General features: G+C 34.4%; 21 protein-coding genes and 1 tRNA gene. 10 read left to right on the top strand and 12 right to left on the bottom strand.

What is annotated here, in order from left to right:
• Window positions 1-79: 79 nt before the first annotated feature.
• The 3 genes from AS161_RS09265 to guaB all read left to right on the top strand — a co-directional run bounded on the left by AS161_RS09265 (window position 80) and on the right by guaB (window position 2364).
• The gene (locus tag AS161_RS09265) at window positions 80-514 is read left to right on the top strand and encodes a hypothetical protein (RefSeq protein WP_206518799.1); all 435 of its coding nucleotides are present in this window, start codon (window positions 80-82) and stop codon (window positions 512-514) included.
• An 88-nt stretch (window positions 515-602) separates the two neighbouring features.
• Window positions 603-678 (top strand) — tRNA-Gly (locus AS161_RS07495).
• Between the two features lie 159 nt (window positions 679-837).
• Window positions 838-2364, top strand: a complete 1527-nt coding sequence (gene guaB / locus AS161_RS07490) for an IMP dehydrogenase (protein WP_011993306.1) — start codon at window positions 838-840, stop codon at window positions 2362-2364.
• 59 nt (window positions 2365-2423) lie between these two features.
• Here the strand turns inward: guaB and AS161_RS07485 are convergent, their stop codons facing one another.
• The 4 genes from AS161_RS07485 to AS161_RS07470 are packed head-to-tail and all read right to left on the bottom strand — an operon-like array spanning window position 2424 to window position 4669.
• Window positions 2424-2726, bottom strand: a complete 303-nt coding sequence (locus AS161_RS07485; RefSeq protein ID WP_011993307.1) for a hypothetical protein — start codon at window positions 2724-2726, stop codon at window positions 2424-2426.
• A 17-nt stretch (window positions 2727-2743) separates the two neighbouring features.
• On the bottom strand, window positions 2744-3721 hold the full coding sequence (locus AS161_RS07480) for a hypothetical protein (protein WP_164542332.1): 978 nt from the start codon (window positions 3719-3721) through the stop codon (window positions 2744-2746).
• Between the two features lie 34 nt (window positions 3722-3755).
• Window positions 3756-4253, bottom strand: coding sequence for a hypothetical protein (locus AS161_RS07475; protein WP_011993309.1), 498 nt, complete (start codon window positions 4251-4253; stop codon window positions 3756-3758).
• 32 nt (window positions 4254-4285) lie between these two features.
• Window positions 4286-4669 carry a DUF2089 domain-containing protein gene (locus AS161_RS07470; protein ID WP_011993310.1) on the bottom strand — a complete coding sequence of 128 codons (384 nt, stop codon included), beginning with the start codon at window positions 4667-4669 and terminating at the stop codon, window positions 4286-4288.
• Between the two features lie 271 nt (window positions 4670-4940).
• Between AS161_RS07470 and hfq the strand changes: the two genes are divergently transcribed.
• From hfq to AS161_RS07435, 7 genes are read left to right on the top strand one after another with little or no spacing between them, the layout of a single operon-like run.
• Window positions 4941-5207, top strand: coding sequence for an RNA chaperone Hfq (gene hfq / locus AS161_RS07465; protein WP_011993311.1), 267 nt, complete (start codon window positions 4941-4943; stop codon window positions 5205-5207).
• Window positions 5208-5237: 30 nt separating this feature from the next.
• On the top strand, window positions 5238-6503 hold the full coding sequence (gene hflX / locus AS161_RS07460; protein ID WP_011993312.1) for a GTPase HflX: 1266 nt from the start codon (window positions 5238-5240) through the stop codon (window positions 6501-6503).
• A gap of 17 nt (window positions 6504-6520) precedes the next feature.
• Complete coding sequence (locus tag AS161_RS07455; protein WP_164542331.1) at window positions 6521-7510, top strand: M23 family metallopeptidase; 990 nt, start codon at window positions 6521-6523, stop codon at window positions 7508-7510.
• Between the two features lie 36 nt (window positions 7511-7546).
• A complete protein-coding gene (locus AS161_RS07450; protein WP_206518798.1) occupies window positions 7547-7876 on the top strand; it encodes a hypothetical protein in 330 nt (109 codons plus the stop codon).
• Window positions 7873-9063: a methionine adenosyltransferase gene (gene metK, locus AS161_RS07445; RefSeq protein WP_164542330.1), complete on the top strand. Its 1191-nt coding sequence runs from the start codon at window positions 7873-7875 to the stop codon at window positions 9061-9063. Before AS161_RS07450 ends, metK begins: the two co-directional genes overlap by 4 nt.
• Before the next feature lie 36 nt (window positions 9064-9099).
• A complete protein-coding gene (rpsT, locus tag AS161_RS07440; protein WP_164542329.1) occupies window positions 9100-9387 on the top strand; it encodes a 30S ribosomal protein S20 in 288 nt (95 codons plus the stop codon).
• A 3-nt stretch (window positions 9388-9390) separates the two neighbouring features.
• Window positions 9391-9795, top strand: a complete 405-nt coding sequence (locus tag AS161_RS07435; protein ID WP_164542328.1) for a hypothetical protein — start codon at window positions 9391-9393, stop codon at window positions 9793-9795.
• Window positions 9796-9947: 152 nt separating this feature from the next.
• Here AS161_RS07435 and AS161_RS07430 read toward each other — a convergent pair whose 3' ends face one another.
• From AS161_RS07430 to AS161_RS07395, 8 genes are all read right to left on the bottom strand, one after another.
• A complete protein-coding gene (locus AS161_RS07430; protein ID WP_164542327.1) occupies window positions 9948-11939 on the bottom strand; it encodes a methyl-accepting chemotaxis protein in 1992 nt (663 codons plus the stop codon).
• A complete protein-coding gene (hutH, locus tag AS161_RS07425; RefSeq protein ID WP_164542326.1) occupies window positions 11936-13405 on the bottom strand; it encodes a histidine ammonia-lyase in 1470 nt (489 codons plus the stop codon). Before hutH ends, AS161_RS07430 begins: the two co-directional genes overlap by 4 nt.
• Window positions 13402-13926: a cob(I)yrinic acid a,c-diamide adenosyltransferase gene (locus AS161_RS07420; RefSeq protein ID WP_164542325.1), complete on the bottom strand. Its 525-nt coding sequence runs from the start codon at window positions 13924-13926 to the stop codon at window positions 13402-13404. The genes hutH and AS161_RS07420 overlap by 4 nt, the downstream gene beginning before the upstream one ends.
• Before the next feature lie 126 nt (window positions 13927-14052).
• Complete coding sequence (locus tag AS161_RS07415; RefSeq protein WP_011993321.1) at window positions 14053-14571, bottom strand: GNAT family N-acetyltransferase; 519 nt, start codon at window positions 14569-14571, stop codon at window positions 14053-14055.
• Between the two features lie 83 nt (window positions 14572-14654).
• Complete coding sequence (locus AS161_RS07410) at window positions 14655-14906, bottom strand: DUF4911 domain-containing protein (RefSeq protein ID WP_041257019.1); 252 nt, start codon at window positions 14904-14906, stop codon at window positions 14655-14657.
• Window positions 14907-14920: 14 nt separating this feature from the next.
• Window positions 14921-15445, bottom strand: a complete 525-nt coding sequence (locus tag AS161_RS07405; protein WP_011993323.1) for a metal-dependent transcriptional regulator — start codon at window positions 15443-15445, stop codon at window positions 14921-14923.
• Between the two features lie 30 nt (window positions 15446-15475).
• Window positions 15476-17152, bottom strand: coding sequence for a nucleoside kinase (locus AS161_RS07400; protein WP_011993324.1), 1677 nt, complete (start codon window positions 17150-17152; stop codon window positions 15476-15478).
• 33 nt (window positions 17153-17185) lie between these two features.
• Window positions 17186-18577: an Rne/Rng family ribonuclease gene (locus tag AS161_RS07395; RefSeq protein ID WP_164542324.1), complete on the bottom strand. Its 1392-nt coding sequence runs from the start codon at window positions 18575-18577 to the stop codon at window positions 17186-17188.
• Window positions 18578-18583 lie beyond the last annotated feature (6 nt).

Below are 18583 nucleotides of genomic sequence, written 5' to 3'. Positions count from 1 at the left end.
CATGAACTTTAAATACATTCTCAAACTCAAAAAGCGAAATAACAGAAGATAACTTGATAATCCATTTGTAAATAGCGACATGAGAGACATTGATATTCAAGCAAGCTTTAATAGCACGAAGAGAAAGGTTGTATTTGAAGTACAAGATGAAAGCTTTGAGAACGATATAGATAGGGAAACGGAAGAATTTGAAAGGATGAAAGTTGAAAGGCACAGGCTGAGGAAGAGAAAGTGGAACAGAAGTTTTGAAGTTGCACTTTCTGCATCTGAAACGAACGAAATAACGGCGGATTTTGTAAATTTCCATGACATGGTTACAATGAACACAACGAGGGTAAGGGAAAGAGAAAAGTTTGTGTTTTTTGGTGAAAGAAAGTTTAAAGTAACGCTTGCAGTCTTTGCAAAAGAAGATTTGGTTTTTGAACTTATCATGACCGTTTTTGATGAAGTTAGAAGAGCCACAATGAGGGCATTTGAGTTGGACATTAGCCATATCGGGATACCTCCTTATTGAGAGTATATTGGGGGGTGTCCCCTCTTTAAGAAGATAATATGATTTTTGAAATTTATCAATACCTTTGGTTAACAAAATCCTTTAGTGAGCGGGTGTAGCTCAGTTGGTAGAGCATCAGCTTCCCAAGCTGAGGGTCGCGGGTTCGAAGCCCGTCGCCCGCTCCAGATTTTCTTAACTTTTCTACACCTACTAATACGTACTTAAGTGGGCTGAAAGAGTAGGTAAAATATGTAAGAATAGACCCAAAAGGGTCTATTTTATTATATAAAAAGAAGATAACAGAAGAAACAAAAAAGCCGTGGGGAGATTGGAGGTAAAAAAGTATGCCAAATGGTAAGAGTGGTAAAAAAAGTGCGAAAAGAGAAAACAGTATAAAAGTTAAAGCCACGTTTGAACAGTTTGATGAAGCTTTGACATTTGATGATGTTTTGTTAGTCCCTCAGTACAGTGAAGTCTTACCTTCAGATACCGATGTCTCAACAAGACTGACGCGCCAAATAAAATTGAACATTCCTCTTGTTAGTGCTGCAATGGATACGGTTACTGAAAGTGAATTGGCAAAAGCTTTAGCCCGTGAAGGTGGTATAGGCATAATTCATAAAAACCTTTCTATCAAAGAACAAGCTCACCAGGTCGAGATTGTCAAAAGAACCGAAAATGGTGTTATAGAAAATCCTGTTGTGATTCATCCAAACGATACTATATTTAATGCGCTTAAACTAATGGCAGAATACAAAATCGGTGGTTTTCCTGTCGTGGATGATGAAGGTTATTTAGTTGGTTTGTTAACTAATAGAGATGTTAGATTTGAAAGTGATGTTTCAAAAAAAGTTAAAGAACTTATGACTCCTAGAGAAAAGCTTGTTGTAGCGTTACCTGGTATATCTTTAGAAAAAGCTAAGCAAATACTTCACGAACACAGAATAGAGAAGCTACCAATAGTTGATGACAAAAACAAATTGATAGGTCTTATAACAATCAAAGACGTTTTAAGTGTTATAGAGCATCCAAATGCGGCTCGCGATTCGAAAGGAAGGTTAATTGTTGGTGCTGCTGTTGGAACATCAAAAGACACGTTCGAAAGAGTTGAAGCACTTGTTAAAGCTGGTGTTGATGTTATAGTCGTTGACACAGCTCATGGACATTCAAAAAAGGTTATTGAAACGGTGAAAAAGATAAAAAAAATGTATCCAGATTTACCAGTAATCGCTGGAAATGTTGCTACCTCTGAAGCGGTTGAAGAACTTATTAAAGCTGGTGCTGATGCTGTCAAAGTTGGTATTGGACCTGGTTCAATATGTACAACAAGGATTGTTGCTGGAATCGGTGTTCCTCAATTAAGCGCGATATTACAATGCGCTTATGTAGCTAAGAAATACGATATTCCAATTATTGCGGATGGTGGAATAAGATACTCTGGAGATATCGTTAAAGCTCTTGCAGCAGGAGCAGAGACCGTTATGCTTGGTAGCATATTTGCTGGTACAGAGGAGTCACCAGGCGAAACTATACTTTATCAGGGTAGAAAATATAAAGTTTACAGAGGTATGGGCTCAATAGGAGCTATGAAATCTGGAAGTGCGGATAGGTATTTCCAATCTGATAACCAAAAATTCGTTCCAGAAGGTGTTGAGGGGATGGTTCCTTACAAAGGAGCGGTTAAAGATGTTGTTTATCAACTTATCGGAGGATTGAGATCAGGAATGGGATATGTTGGAGCAAAAAATATAGATGAATTGCAAAAGAAAGCTAAATTTATTAAGATAACTAATGCTTCGGTAAAAGAAAGTCACCCCCATGATATTATAATAACCAAAGAACCACCAAACTATTGGTCAGGTAATCAATAATTAGTAATTTCTCAAAATTCATCGAAAAAATCAGCGGTTTTCAAACCGCTGATTTTTTGTTAACTCCACCTATTTTTGTTGGATGAAACTATCAATTTCAATCCAATTTCGATAAGCCCGGCAGCTATTATTGCAATTACAAATTCCCAAAATCCCATTTTTATATATCCTAACGCTTGAACAACGATTAAACCACCTAAGATAGATAAACCCAACCCATTTGGAAAGCTCTTTATCATGCTTATTACTCCTCCAACGAAAGCTACACTTCCAAGTACAAGCCAAACAGGTGATGTAACAGAAAGGACAATACTTAATAAAATAAATATACCAGCAGACAACAATATGATACCCCAAAACATTTCAAGCACCTCCTTGATTATATTTTATCGCGTTTTATTATAGTATTTCCAATAAGATTTTCACATTCGAAAATCGTAGCATATATTTCACCATTGTTAGAAATTGTTTCGCAATCAATTTCTTCAGCAATTATTTTACCATTGTTATTTACACTTTCATTGGAAAGTTCTTCAACTTCGATTAATCCATGATTTGTTAAAACCTCGCAGTCAAATACTTCACATTTTACATTGCCTTTGTTAATGAAGCTTTCCGAAGATATCTTTTTTACGTTTATTGTCCCATTGTTTTTTGCTAATTCAACCTGAATTTTATTTGAAATTACATCTCCGTTATTTTCCAAGGATTCAGTGTATATTTTTTTAGATTTTACTTTAGCTTTTTCTGAGATAATCATATTCTCACAATTTATTTTCTCGGAAATGAGCTCTCCATTTACTATAAGTTCTTCACAATCAATAATACCAACTTGGGCTTCTCCATCGATTACTATTTTTTCATTTTTTAAATACTCTTCTTTTCTTTTTCCAGATATAATAAGTACATCCATTCCAAATCCATTAACAGAAATTTTATCTTTTACTATTTTGTCTAAAAACGGGATATTAAAGTCAACAATATTTTTTTTACCACCGATGTTAGCAATCCCTTCTTCCTTTGTGAGTACCAGATTTACATTTCCATCAACTCTTCCACCATTCCATACGATTTTCGAACGTACAGCGTTAATGTTACCATGGACTATACCAGAAATTTCAACTGTACTGTTAACAACCGAGACATTACCATAGACTTCACCATAAATCTTAACATTTGCGTTTGTGGCTGATATATCATTCTTAAGTACAGAATTCTTATCAACTATATATTCTTCACTTACAACACTTGTAGTTGCATTTTCATTACTTTCGAAGATAACATCTATTAATTTTTCAGCATCTTCTGGCATAATTTCACCGTTTTCAACAGCCATCAGTATTTTTCTCAGTTCCATTTTATCTCACCACCTTTTGCCATTTATAAAACATTCATTCCTCGATTTTTATTCCAGCCATGAATGGTTTTACAACGAGGTATTTTACAGTATTGAGTATTCCATTTATAAAGAAATTGCTAATTTCACTAACATTTCCAACAACTTTTGGTTTCTCTCCTTTGTAATTACAACCTACTAATTGGAGGTTTCCATTTATCTTTCCACCGTGCCAAGTTATTGAACTTCCAACAATTTCAACGTTACCATTTACTTCTCCAGAAAATACAAGTTCACCAAAGACTATTTCTAAATCTCCATTAATTTTTCCAGAAATAATGGCTTTTCCATTAACAATTTCAATATCTCCGCTAAACTCATCTCCTTCACTCAAAACAAATTCACGACCTATAATACTTTTCTTTTTTTTACTTTTTTCCGTATTCTTAGAAGATTTCAAAGTCAGTATCAATTTTTCAGCATCTTCCACTGATATCTCTTTTCTTGCAAGTGCTTCGAGAACAGCTCTAACATCATTTGGGAGTTCACCCATAATATTACCTCCATTTACCTCCATTTATTGATTTACTTTTCTCCCTTTTTCTTTAGTAATGATATCGCTTCTTCAACCGTTATTTTCTTTTCTTTAAGCAGTTTAAACACCTCTTCTTGGTCAACTTGCTCATCATCTGTTAATTCTTCAATAGGAGTTAACCCCATTTTTTCAAGTACCTTGTCTAATCTACCTCTCAGTGCAAAGTATCCAATTCCCGTAAGTCGTTCGAGTTCTTTTAAATTTCCCTTCGTTCTTAAAAACATTACTATAAATCTTGTGTCTTCTTCATCTAAAAAACAAAACTCTGGTACTTCAAAATATCCACTCACTGTTATCGAATCTTCCTCACATTTTAGCTGCGTTACTTTCATAGGCTTACCGCAAACTGGACAGCGTGGTAACATCTTTGGCATATTATCACCCCCATCTTTTTCAAAAATATTGTATCATATTCCAAAAAATTTGTCAAATAAAACAAAAATATAAAAATGCTTTCCGTGTTTCAAAAAATATGCTGTTTATATCATAGAACATGAGGTAAAGTAAAATTGGTATTTGAAAATCTCTATAAATATGGTATAATTTAAAAGCAATTAACTAAAAATATTTGATTAGTAGCATTTCATTCTTATAACAATTAATAATTATAATCTCTTTAAATCTTAATTTCATGGGGGGATTTGTATGGCAAAGGAGAAGTTCAACCTTCAAGATAGGTTTTTGAATATTCTTAGGACCAAAAAAATTGAAGTAAAGGTTTATCTTGTCAATGGTTTTCAAACAAAGGGGATAGTAAGGTCGTTTGATAATTTTACAGTTCTTATTGAGAGTGGTAAACAGCAAACGCTTATTTACAAGCATGCTATAAGCACTATCCTTCCTGCGGAGTATATTATGCTTATGAAGACGGAGGAAGAACAACAAGAACAACAAGAAGCTGAACAAGAATAATTTTGGTTTTTGATGGATTAAGTGAAGGAGATGGAAAAATTCGGAAAAAAGGCAATATTATTAGGTGTTGAGAGTACATACAATAAGGATTCTTTTGATTCTTTAGATGAACTTGAGACGCTTTGTAAAACTTTAGAAATAGAAGTTGTTGATAAAGTTATTCAAAGAAGAGTAAAGCCTGATTCCGTTACATACGTTGGTAGTGGTAAATTACATAAAATAAAAGATTATTGTTTAGCTAATAGTATAGACTTGATTGTAATCGATGATGAAATTACGCCTATACAATTGAGAAATATTGAAGAAATAACAGGTTTAAAGGTTGTGGATAGAACACAGATTATACTCGAAATATTTTCTAAACACGCTTCAACACACGAAGGAAAACTTCAAGTGGAAATGGCAAAACTTATTTACGATCTGCCAAGATTGAGGGGTAAAGGCTTAGAACTTTCAAATCCAGGTGGAGGTATAGGCACAAGAGGACCTGGAGAAACAATCCTCGAACTCGATAGAAGAAGGATTAAAGATAGAATAAGTCAATTAAAAAAAGAACTTGAAAAAATCAGAAAAAACAGACATACAGTAAGAAAATCAAGGCTGGAAAGCGGATATTATATTTTTTCTGTCGTTGGATATACAAATGCTGGTAAAAGCACTTTATTAAGTGCACTTTCTAAAGAAGAAGATATAATTATTTCAGATAAAATGTTTTCAACGCTTAATCCTACCGTTAGAAGAATTAAATTACCTGACGGTAGATTTGTTTTGTTAAGTGACACGGTTGGATTTATAAGGAAGTTACCTCACACCTTAGTTGAGGCGTTTCATTCAACTTTAGAAGAAATTCTTTACTCAGATGTAATTATCATACTTGTAGATGTTAGCGATACCAATTATAAGAAGAAACTCTCTGCTTCTTTTAGTGTGCTTGAGGAAATAAAAGCGAATGATAAACCTTATTTCATTGTTTTTAATAAGATAGACCTTGTACCAGAGGACTATTTAGATATGATAAGGTATGAGTATCCAAATTCTGTCTTTATATCGGCTAAATCCAAGTTGGGATTTGAAGTTTTATACAAAAAAATAAGAGAATATATTGATATTTTTGATATAAGAAAGAGGATTCATATAAAAGCTGAACAACTCAGTGTTATACTCAAATACGCTGATTTTATAGAGTGGAATGTAGTTGAATATCTGAACGATGGATATATATTGGATATAAAAGGACCAGAAAACATAGTTGAAAAAATTTCAAAGCAACTTAAAGACGATAAACAAATGTTTTAAGGGAGTGTGAATATACAGTGTTAAGTAGAAAGTATGCTTTTTTGACTTCTATTTTTCTTTCTTTTATTTATTCTGTTTTTTTGTTTGCTCTTTATACGGTACCTGTTGATAACAGTTATATAACTGCTACTTTTATGGAATTTAGATCAACTGGTAATATTCCACATTTCCATTCAGGTATCGATTTTAGTACGTTTTTGAAAGAAGGTATACCAGTTAAAGCTGTCGAAGATGGATACTTAGTACGTCTTGAGATAGATGAAGGGGGCATTTATGGAAAGACTTTAGTTCTCCAACACGCTGATGGTTACAGAACTTTGTATGCTCACCTTTCAAAATTTTCTGAAAAGCTTGATAAATTGGTTTCAATGATGAATGAAGAATTTGGAAATCAAAGGGTTGTTGTAGAAATTTATTCTGATGAGTATAAATTTCAAAGAGGTGAAGTGATAGGATACTCTGGTAGTACAGGAGAAGCAACAAAACCGCATGCACACTTTGAAGTTAGAAGCAGCGACGAGAAGTTCTTTTACGATCCTCTAAAATTTATCGATAAAAACCTCTTGAGACCAGTAAGCATGAATATTCTCTTAAAGAGTGTAAGAATTGAAGGTAAAGAGTATCCATTCGTAGAAAATGGAGTTTACTATTTTAGTGAACGATATCCAAAAATTTCCATTGAAGCGTACACAGAATTAGCAAAAAATTTACTTGGAGTTAAAGAAATAAAAGTGTACTTTTCAGAAAATTTGGTGTATCATATAATACTTGACGAGGTTCCAGAAGAATATTGGAATAAGCCTTACGAAGTTTACGATGAAGAAGGAACAATCATGACTGGACTTATTTACCGTGGTTTTTATAAACTTTACAATAATAAAAATGTTTCATTTGTTAAAGAAAATAAAATCGAAAGTCAAACTGGAAATTTGTACAACGTAAGGATTGAAATTACTGATGAATTCGGAAATAACGGAGTTTTTAGATTTACTCTTCAAAGAAGATAAAAAACTCTAATTTTTTTATTTTTGAAGGTGATTGCCATGTTATTTTTCAAAAAAAGAGAAAAAACTGAAGCAGAACTTGAAAAGAATCCATTTTACAAAGACAAAAACGCACTTGTTGTTTATATTAAGTGCAATAAATGTGGAGAAGTTTTTAGAAGTCATCTAAGGATAGGATACGATTTTATAATAGATTACGATGATAGATCATCGCCTTTTATGATTGAAAAAGTTTATGTGGGCTCGAAATGTCCTAATAAGATTGAGTTACACGCAAAATTCACTGGTTCGTACAAACCAGTGAGTATCGATATAGATGGTGGTAAGTTTATCTCAAAAGAAACCTACGAAAGGGAGGCAGAGAGATGAGAAGACTCTTTACAAGTGAAAGTGTCACAGAAGGACACCCAGATAAGATGGCAGATCAAATTAGTGATGCCATCTTAGACGCGATTATTGAGCAAGATCCCAAAGCTCGTGTAGCTGTTGAAACACTTCTTACAACAGGTGTTGCCATTGTTGCGGGAGAAGTTACAACAAAAGCTTACGTTGATGTGCAAGACATTGTTAGAAAAACTGTTTTAGACATCGGTTATACAAGAGCAAAGTACGGTTTTGATGGTGAAACATGCGCAGTTCTTTCATCCATCCACAGTCAGTCACCTGACATAGCTCTTGGTGTTAACGAAGCTGCAGAGTTTAAGCAAGGTGAGAAAGCAGAAGATGAGATTGAAAAAGTTGGAGCTGGTGATCAAGGAATGATGTTTGGTTACGCTACTAACGAAACAGAAGAGCTCATGCCTCTTCCAATTATGCTTGCTCATAAACTTGCTATGAAGCTCGCAGAGGTAAGAAAAAATGGAACAGTTCCTTTCTTAAGACCAGATGGAAAAACACAAGTCACGATTGAATATGATGAAAACGAAAAACCAGTAAGAGTTGATACAGTACTTATATCCACTCAACACGAACCAGATGTAACTATTCCTGAGATAAGAGAAGCGCTTGTAAAGTATGTTATAAATCCAATTATTCCAGAGAATCTTAGAGATGACAATATGAAAATCTTGGTCAATCCAACCGGTAGATTTGTTCTTGGTGGACCATCCGCTGATACTGGATTAACTGGAAGAAAGATAATCGTTGATACATATGGTGGGGCTATACCACATGGTGGTGGAGCATTCAGTGGAAAAGATCCGACAAAAGTTGACAGATCAGCTCATTATTTTGCAAGGTACGTTGCAAAGAACGTAGTTGCGGCTGGTCTCGCAGATAAATTTATGATACAAGTTGCTTACGCAATTGGTGTTGCAAAACCTGTATCAATAATGATTAACACTTTTGGGACAGCCAAAGTAGACGAGGAAAAATTGAGAAAAGTGGTCGAAGAGGTTTTCGATTTCAGACCAGGTGCGATAATTAAAAAGCTTGATTTACTCAGACCAATTTACAGAAAGACAGCCGCTTACGGGCATTTTGGAAGAAACGATCCAGACTTTACTTGGGAAAGAACAGACATGGTTAGAGAATTAAAGGCTGCTTTCAACCTTTAATAAATTAAGGAAACATAATATAGGGAGGAATAATGTATGCCAAATAAAATGTCTGCTGAAAAAAGGGTAAGGGTTTCTGAAAAAAGAAGAGTGCTCAATAAAGCTTACAAGACAAGTATGAAAAACAAAATCAAAGCTGTTCTCGCAGCTATAGCACAGAAAAAATCCGCTGAAGAAATAATGGAGCTATTTAAGAAAGCTCAAAGTGCAATTGATAAAGCTGCAAGAAATGGAGCAATTCACAAAAATCAAGCTAGTAGGAGGAAATCAAGACTGGCAGCCAAGGTAAAAGCTTACTTGGGTGCTGAAAAGCAAGGGGTGTAATTAATGTCATTCTACTATGTAATGGAACTTGAAGTTAACGAGCAAAGGGCAGATTTTGCTTTAAAAAATGCAGAACTCGTAGAATTTGTAAAATCAAGAAGATGCAATTTATCTTATTCGAAAGGGATACTAACTATAAGATTTCCTGACAACGAAGATTTGGATGAAGAAGTTATGGTTGAAGTTTTGAAAACTCTCAGAACCCCAGTTAATGCTAAGGAATACGTTTACGAGAATGGCAGTAAAATGGAGATTTTTTCTGGAAAGCTTGATCCTCAGCATCCACTTGGTCAAGCAAAAGAAGAAATCCAGGAAAGAACAATAGAAAGTATTGAAGAAGAAGAGGAATTAAAGACATCTTATGAAGAACTATTAGATGACATTGAAGAAGAAGTGGACGAAGAATGATTGCTAAGTAAATAAGTGATATATGATATAAGGATCCCCAGTAAAAAGGGGATCCTTATGTATTAAATAACATTTAGCGGTTATTTTTGGATTTATGAAAATAAAAAACCCATCCCCTTATATAAGGGGATGGGTTTTTTGAGTATTATGTATTATAATTTAAATCTTTTCACATAATCGTTTAATTCGCTAACGGCTGTTGATAGTTCATCTGAATAGGTCTTAACTTCGTTGATTTGATCAGCTTGAGAAGCTATCTGAGCGGCCATTTCTTCGATATCTCTCTCAACTTCTTGGACATTCTTTGTCACTCTATCCATAGCTGCACTGACTTCCTCTGTTGCACCGCTTTGTTCTTCTGCCGTTGCTGCTAAGTCTGTTGTCATCTTTGAAACTTCTTCTATTTTTGTAATTAGCATGCTCAAACTTTCACCGGCTTCTCGCACTGTAGAAACGTATCCATCAACTTTCTGGCTAACTCCTGTTGTGACTTTTTCGACTTTCTTGGCTTGTTCACCAATTTTACTTAATATTTCCGCTATCTTCTTTGTTGCTTGTCTACTTTCTTCTGCAAGTTTTCTTATTTCGTCTGCCACTACTGCGAATCCTCTTCCTGCTTCACCAGCTCTTGCAGCTTCTATTGCAGCATTCAACGCTAGAAGGTTTGTCTGTTCAGCGATACTTGATATTGTATCCACTATCTCTCCTATTTGATTTGAGAATTTGGTTAATTCTACTATCGCTGTCAGTGATTCACCCATTCCTGTTCTAATCTCTCCAACTGAATTTTCTACTTCTTGCATTCTTTCGGAAACTAAACTCACGTTTTCGCGCATAAGTTCTGCACTTTGCGAGAGTTTTTCAGAATACCTTGCTATATTCTGTGCACCAGCTGCTATTTCTTCCATACCGCTATTTGCTTCTTCTGTCGCAGCTGCTATATCTTGTACTTCAAGTGTAGTTTTTTGAACTGTTTCCTTAGATGTTTGTGCTGCTTGAGCGGAATTCTGTGCCAAATCATCAAGCATAAATGATACTGAAGAAACTTGTGCGCTTAACTTTATAACTTCGCCTACTGTTTGTTTGAAACTTTCTATAAGTAATTTAAACGCATGACCTAATTTTGCGATTTCATCTTTACCAAGCTTAGTTTCGTCAATTGTTGCTGTTAGGTCATTTTCAGCAACTTTTTGAGCGATTTCAACGACGTGATTTATACGTTTAGTTATTGTGTCTGTAAGGAATATAGCAATTAAAGCTGCGCCAAGTGCGATTATTATACCAGCGAAAACACCAGACATAATTATTTTATTAGCTGCTTCTGTAATCTCCGAAAATGGAATTATACCTATAGCGGTTAAATTGTAATTTCCAATTCTTTCAAATGCCGCAAATTTCTTTCCGTTGAATGAATAAATAACAGTACCTTTTGTTTTAGATACAATTTCTTGAGCTAATGCTTTTGTACCTTCTTCTTTTGAAAGATCGAGCTTTCCAACAAATTCAGCTTTTGGGTGTGCCACTGTTAAAGTACCGTAAACAAGAGCAACGTATCCTGTTTTACCAATTTTTATTTTACTTACCATTTTTTGCAATTCGTCAATTGGATAAAATCCAACAAGTGCCCCGATAACATTTTCACCGAAATCATAAACAGCAGCAGCAACCATAATATAATTTTTTCCATTGTACTCGTATGGCATATAAATTTCTGTCTTTTTCTTTCCTGATAATACTTTTTCAATTATTTCCGATGGTAGTTTCACATTTGCCAAACCATCCTTTGATACAACTCTCATATCTGGAAGAACTACAAAGACATCGTGGTAACCTTTCTGGTTTAGTGCACTGTAAGCATTCCGTACCCCCCATCCAAGTTGACTGAGCCCAAGTTCATCACTCACGTTTGTCATGTAAGGTGATATTGCACCACTAAACGAGTAATCTGCGAGTGGTTTGATTATATCGTTTAAATAATGTAACTCTATATCTTTTTTCACAGATGATAGAACCAAAGACTGAATTTGTCCAGCTGCATCTCTAACAACAGAGGTTGAGACTAAAACAGAAACAAGCACACTTACAAAAGATGATAAGATACCTACAAGTACCAAAGATAATATAAGCTTTGTCCGTAAACTCATGAAAGCACCTCCCTAACTATTGTATTTTTTACACGCTCAAAATCATCACCAAAAAATCTGTCAGGCCCAGGTTTCACAGTAATTATACCACAAAACTTTTCGATTTGTTTAGAACTTTTCAGAGGACGTCTGTAAGATAATGCAACGCTTCCAAGCATAGCTTCTATTGATATTAAGCTTACTAAATTTTCGTATACTCTCCTCAATTTTCTTACAGCGTTTGCCCCCATACTCACATGATCTTCTTGATAAGCAGAGGTTGGTATTGTGTCGGCGCTTGCCGGATGAGAAAGTACTTTGTTTTCATTACATAAAGCTGCGGCGGTATATTGCCATATCATGTAACCACTATTTAAGCCTTCTTCACCACCTGCTAAGAATGGTGGTAAACCTTCGTTAACTTTTGGATTAACGAGCCTGTCTATTCTCCTTTCAATCATGTTCCCCATGGAAGTAAGTGCAACTGCAAGGTAATCTGCGCATAGTGCGAGAGGCTCACCATGGAAGTTTCCACCACTTAATATCTCATCGCCGAAAATCAACGGATTATCTGTTGCTGAGTTAATTTCCCTTGTTACAATTTCCTTGACCCATTGGATAGTATCATATACTGCGCCGTAAACTTGTGGGATAGTCCTTAGTGTGTACGCATCCTGAACTTTTGGACATTTTTTATGGCTATCTCTGATTTCACTTTCATCAAGGAACTCCCTTAGCCATTGAGCAATTTTGACTTGCCCAGTGTGTGGTCTTGCGAATTGTATTCTTTCATCAAACGCTGTTGGAGTACCTAAGAGTACGTCTACAGACAAAGCAGCTACTAATGTTGCTAATTTCATTAACTTTTCTAAATCACGCACGATGAGTGCTAAGTGTGCGGCCATGAATTGTGTACCGTTTATAAGACTTAACCCTTCTTTTTCTTCTAATTCTATAGGGACAAAGTCAGTTTTATTTATATCAACAATTTTTCCGTTGTAAAAGACTTTTCCTTCTCCTATTATACTCATTGCTATATGGGAAAGAGGAGCTAAGTCACCACTTGCACCAACGGAACCTTTTTCAGGTACCAAAGGTGTAATTTTTTTGTTTAGGAGTTCTACAAGTTTTTCTACGACCACTGGTCGTACTCCACTGTAACCTTTTGCGAGTGCGTTTGCTCGTATTAAAATCATTGCACGGACAATATCTTCTGGTAAGTACTCTCCAATTCCAGCCGAATGAGAAAGAACTATATTTCTTTGCAAATCTCTAAGTTTATCTTTTGAAATTCTTACATTAGCTAAAGCACCAAATCCCGTATTAACACCGTACACAGGATTTCCAATTTCTAAAACCTTTTCTATTGCTTTTCGACTCTCTTGCATTTTTTTGTATGCTTCATTTGAAATAGAGACTAATTCGTATTTTCTACTTACATTGTGTACATCTTCTAAGCTTAAGTGCTCACCATCGATTACTATCATAACTCACTACCCCTTATTTTTCTTATATGGTTACCTTCAATGAACCTTGCCATTATGTAAAGTAAGTCGGAGATTCTATTTAAATACCTTATCACCTCACCACGTACTTCCTCTTGACTTGATAACGTTACGACTAATCTTTCCGCTCTTCTTGCTATTGTTCTACATACGTCCAAATGAGCACTTGCTATTGTTTCCCCAGGTATTACGAAAGAATTCAGTTCGACTTTAGACTCGTATTCATAGACTAAATTTGTTAATTTTTCTATATCTTCCTCGTTTATCAATTTTACGTATTGCTCACCTTTTGCAAGTTCTGCAGCAAGTCTGAATAGATTTTTTTGAATTAATTCTACAACTTCTCTTTCATAATCTGGTAAGTAATGTTTGGCGAGTCCAAGGAATGAATTCAACTCATCAACAGTCCCGTAGGTTTGTACTCTTATATGGTCTTTTTTTACACGCTCTCCATTAGCAAGACTTGTTTCTCCGTTGTCACCTGTTTTTGTTGTTATAGACATATATATTCCTCCTCATGTTTGGATAGGTATTAACAATTCTATTTTATCTTACCACAGGTTTGATTTCAAATTGTGAAAAGCGCATACATAGACGTAATTTATTTTATTTCATTTGTTTTTTTACTTTTAGAAGATTTTTCCGTATATTACAACATCTTCGAATTTATCACCGTTTTTTAAATAAGCAACCATTTTGCCCTCAAGTTCGAACTCAAAATTTTCTAAAATTTTTCTCATGGGGATATTTTTTTCTAAAGTTTCAGCTTGAAGTCTTTTAGCTCCTTTTGATTTAGCCCATTTGACTGCAATTTCACATAGCTTTGTTCCCAAACCTTTATTTTGATGTTCACTAACTATTTCTAAGCCAAATTCAACTATATGTGATAGTTTAATTTTGTTATCAATAAACCAACACCATAACTGACCAACAATTTCTCCTTCATATTCAACAACTGCGAATAATTTTGTAGGATTATCTTTCCAATTTTCAATCCATGACTTCATTTTATCAAATGTAATCTCTTCAGGTGATGATAAAACGGTATCACTTTCTGTACATACCCTTTTCCTCATTTCGTAAACTTTTTCTACATCAGAAGAATCAACAGTACGAATGCAATACTCTCCAAACTTTTCTAAAACCATATGTAATTCCCCCATAAAAGATATTTAAAAACCCCAACTTTTTGTGCTGGGGCGTAAGATTGGTGTTAGTTATAATTGGAACTTTAATCTGCGCTTCCATTATTCGGATTTAACTTTACAATTTCAAGATTAACAATGGCTCGAGCACTTTCAAGTAATTTTATAGCATCTATAACAGTATCTTTAGTTGCTATAACTTTTAAAAACTCGCCTTCAAAACTTCTTATGTTCATTGTGTTGTCTTCCGCTTCGAGTAAATAGTTTAAAATATGTACATCTTCTTTGTTTATCCGTACTAAAATGTCGTATTCAAGAATATCATTTATTTCATCCATTTTTTTCACTATACTTATTCCTCCTTTTCAGACTTTTCTGCTTCAGACTTTTCTGCGCTTTTTTCAAGAATTTCGTATGTACTACTTATCGGGCAAGGTGCTGTTTTCTTTCTTGGTTGAGAGAGGAATGTTCTAAACTTTTCCACAACTGCTTTTCCTTCTTCCTCAACGAGGAACCTTGCAAAATCTGAGAACTTATTAACTATTTTATCACTCAAATTAAAATATACATTCCAAGCAGCTTCATCTGATTCTTTTTCGTTAAGTTGTAGTATTTCACAAAAGAACATTTTAACAGCATTAAACCTTGCGTTTTCTAACACTGCTAACTTTTTACCTTCCTGTGTAAGTGATATTCCACCTCGATGTTCATAGTATATTAATCCTTGCTCAGTTAATTTTTCCAAAAATTGTTTAGCTGAGGGCATTTTCACATTTAGGAAAGTGGATATTTTTTTCAACCTTGTCCATCCCATTTCATTAAGTGTCAAGTACACTGCCAATAAATATTTTCTTTCCGTTGAACCTATTTTATCCATCGAAATCCCTCCAAGGGTTTTATTTTAACATTAATAACGAAACGCACTTCTACCAATAAATTCTCTTATAATAGACGTTCTTGGTATATCTTCAATATTTGTTATCGGAAGGAAGTAGTCTAAAATTTTAAGTAGTCTATTGGCTTCCGTTGATTCAGGTTCATTATCTGGTACCACCGCTAGAAGCTGTTCAGCAAAAATTTTGAGTACGGAGATTTCGTAAACAAGAGCGCTGTTAAACATTACATCGGCATTTTCTTGGAATGGGAATATGTTCTTTTCTTCTCCTCGCCTTACACTATCCCACATTTTTAATGTTGCAAGTGCATCGTGTCCTCTAAATTTACTATCCCTGACCATTCGCCTTATGAGTCTAACATCCGTTGTGTGTAACCTGTTTACGCTATCGAGGTTCAATTGGGCAAGTGCACTTGCGTATATCTTGAATTTGAGGTCTTCTGGAACAAGTTCTGTCAGTTTCGGATTCAAACCGTGGATTCCTTCAACAATTATAATTTGGTCTTTATCAATTTTCATTTTTGTTCCGGATGCTTCTCTCCTGCCAAGCACAAAATTAAACTTTGGAATTTCAACTTCTTTTCCATCGAATAAATCGAGCAAATTTCTATTGAAAAGCTCTACATCTAAGGCTTCTAATGCTTCAAAGTCATAATTGCCATTTTCATCACGGGGTGTTCTTTCACGATCAACAAAATAATCATCAAGAGAAATTGCGATTGGTTTTAAACCACTTGCCTTTAATTGGACCATGAGTCGCTTCGAAAATGTTGTTTTCCCACTTGATGAAGGACCGGCAATTAAAACTAAACGGACATTTTTTCTATTTTTTATCTCTTCTGAAATCATTGCTATCTTTTTTTCATGTAAAGCTTCTGCAAGAATAATAAGGTCGGTAACAGCTCTTTCGCCCTTAGCTATTATCTCGTTTAAATCCCCTACATTATCTATTTCCATGATTTCAAGCCATCTCGAATATTCAAGAAAAACAGCGGATAATTTCGGGAATGGTTTGAAGTCTGGAACCGTAACGGTCTCCCCAAAAATTTTTGGAAGAAGAATTACAAAACCTTGATCGTATTTAACAATTTTAAACCACTTCAAATAACCTGTGGATGGTGGCATATAACCGTAGAAATAATCTATGTGTCCATCTGCTTCGTAAACTTTTACTGTCTTCTTTTTTCTGTATTTCAATAATTTTACCTTATCTTCCATTCCAACGGAACCAAACAAATCCATAGCTAAACTCTTTTGTAATTCGCTTTTCCTAAATTTGAAGTCACTTTCGACCCATTTTTTCATTTGGTCTTCTAAATTTTGGATGTCTGTTTCATTAATTTGTCTGACTTTATTGTCTTTATCACGAATTTCGCAGTAAACACCATGACCGATGGTATGGAGAATTTTCAATTTGGAATCTTTAAAAATATTTCTTACAGACGCATGTAAAATAAAAAATAAGCCTCTTTGATAAATTCTCATGCCATCTTGTGTATCCAAAGTTATAAATGTGACCTCACCGGATTTAGTTATAGGTCTGAAGAGTTCTATTATTGTATTGTTCATCCTTGCGCCAACAATTATTTTTCCTGATTTTTTCTCGTATTCTTTTGCGATAGACTCTAACGTTGAGCCATACTGTATCTCGTATTCGTTTCCATTAACGTAAACTTTAAGCATTTCCATTTCTACTTCCTCCCTAATTCTTAATTTCGTTTTTTATATTTTCCAAGTTATTTCATATGATTCTGGGTCAAGATGCGTGAAATGTATATGTATAGGAACTTTAAAAGTTTTACGAAGTAAATCTTTATTAATGAATTCTTTCAAAGAAGGGTGAAATTTTATTATAACTTCCTTTGCATTTTTTGGCTTATTTTTTACTTCCTTTAATAATCTTTCTATAACAAATTTTGGACTCATAACATGTCCTGTCCCATTACATACAGGACATAGAGCTGTCATTTTTTCATCAAGCGATTTACTCGTTCTTTTACGAGCCATCTCAAGTAAACCGAGTTGTGTAAAGCCGTATACTTCAATTTTATTTTTGTCTTTAAGTGTCTCAGACTTGATTGCGTTTAAGATTTCTAACCTGTTTTCTTCGTTTTTCATATCGATAAAATCAATTATTATTATACCACCTATGTTCCTCAATCTTATTAATCTGCAAATTTCTTTTGCTGCTTCAATGTTTATTTTTTTTGAAAGCTCTTCGTGGCTTTCAGAACTGGTATAATGTCCGGAGTTTACGTCGATGATTGTTAAAGCCTCTGTTTTGTCTATTACGATTTCTCCTCCTGATGGTAATTCGTGAATTCTTTTCATGGAATTTTGGATTTGCTTGTACACATTATACTCTTCGAATGGATCACTCTCTATAAGCTTAACTGGTATATTTTGTTTGAAATCTTTAGAGATAACCTTTAATTTTTGAGAATTTGTAATTACTTGCTCTACTTCTTTTCTTAGAAATTCTCTTACAACAAATTCGTCACTATCTGACTCTTTGTGGATTAATTTTGTTTTTCTTGAGCGTTTGAAGGTATTTACTATTTCTTCCCATTTTTTATGTAATTCTTCAGCTTCTTTTTCGATATACTCTTCTTTGCTTTCAACACAAGAAGTTCTAAGTATAAAACCACAATTATATTTACTTTTAAGCTTTTCGCCTACTTCTCGTAGATGTTTTCTATCATTTTCGTTTGTAATCTTTCTAGATATTCCTATAGATTTAGAGAATGGCATGTAAACTATATAACGCCCAGGGATTCCTATATTCGTTGTAACTTGTGGACCTTTGGTATTCCCGCCTTCTTTTTTTATTTGGACTAGTATTTTTTGACCTTCTTGGAGTTTTGAAATACCAAAAAAATTTAGATATTCGTTTTTAATATCCTTTATTCTCAAAAAAGCATTTTCATCATCTGGGAGTTTTACAAATGCCGCCTCTAATGCAGGGATAAATTTTTCGATCTTTCCAATGTAGATATTTCCTGCAATACTTTCTTCATCATCATCTGAAATGAATATTTCAGCAAGTATTCCATTTTCAATTAAAGCTGCTTGTGCTTTTTCATTTTCACCGTCTTTTTTTAGCAGTAAAATCATATTCCA

This window comes from Fervidobacterium sp. 2310opik-2 (assembly GCF_011057735.1).
Taxonomy (GTDB): Bacteria; Thermotogota; Thermotogae; order Thermotogales; family Fervidobacteriaceae; genus Fervidobacterium; species Fervidobacterium nodosum.
Note: the sequence above shows the minus strand (reverse complement) of the source record. Positions and strands in the feature narration are given on the sequence as shown.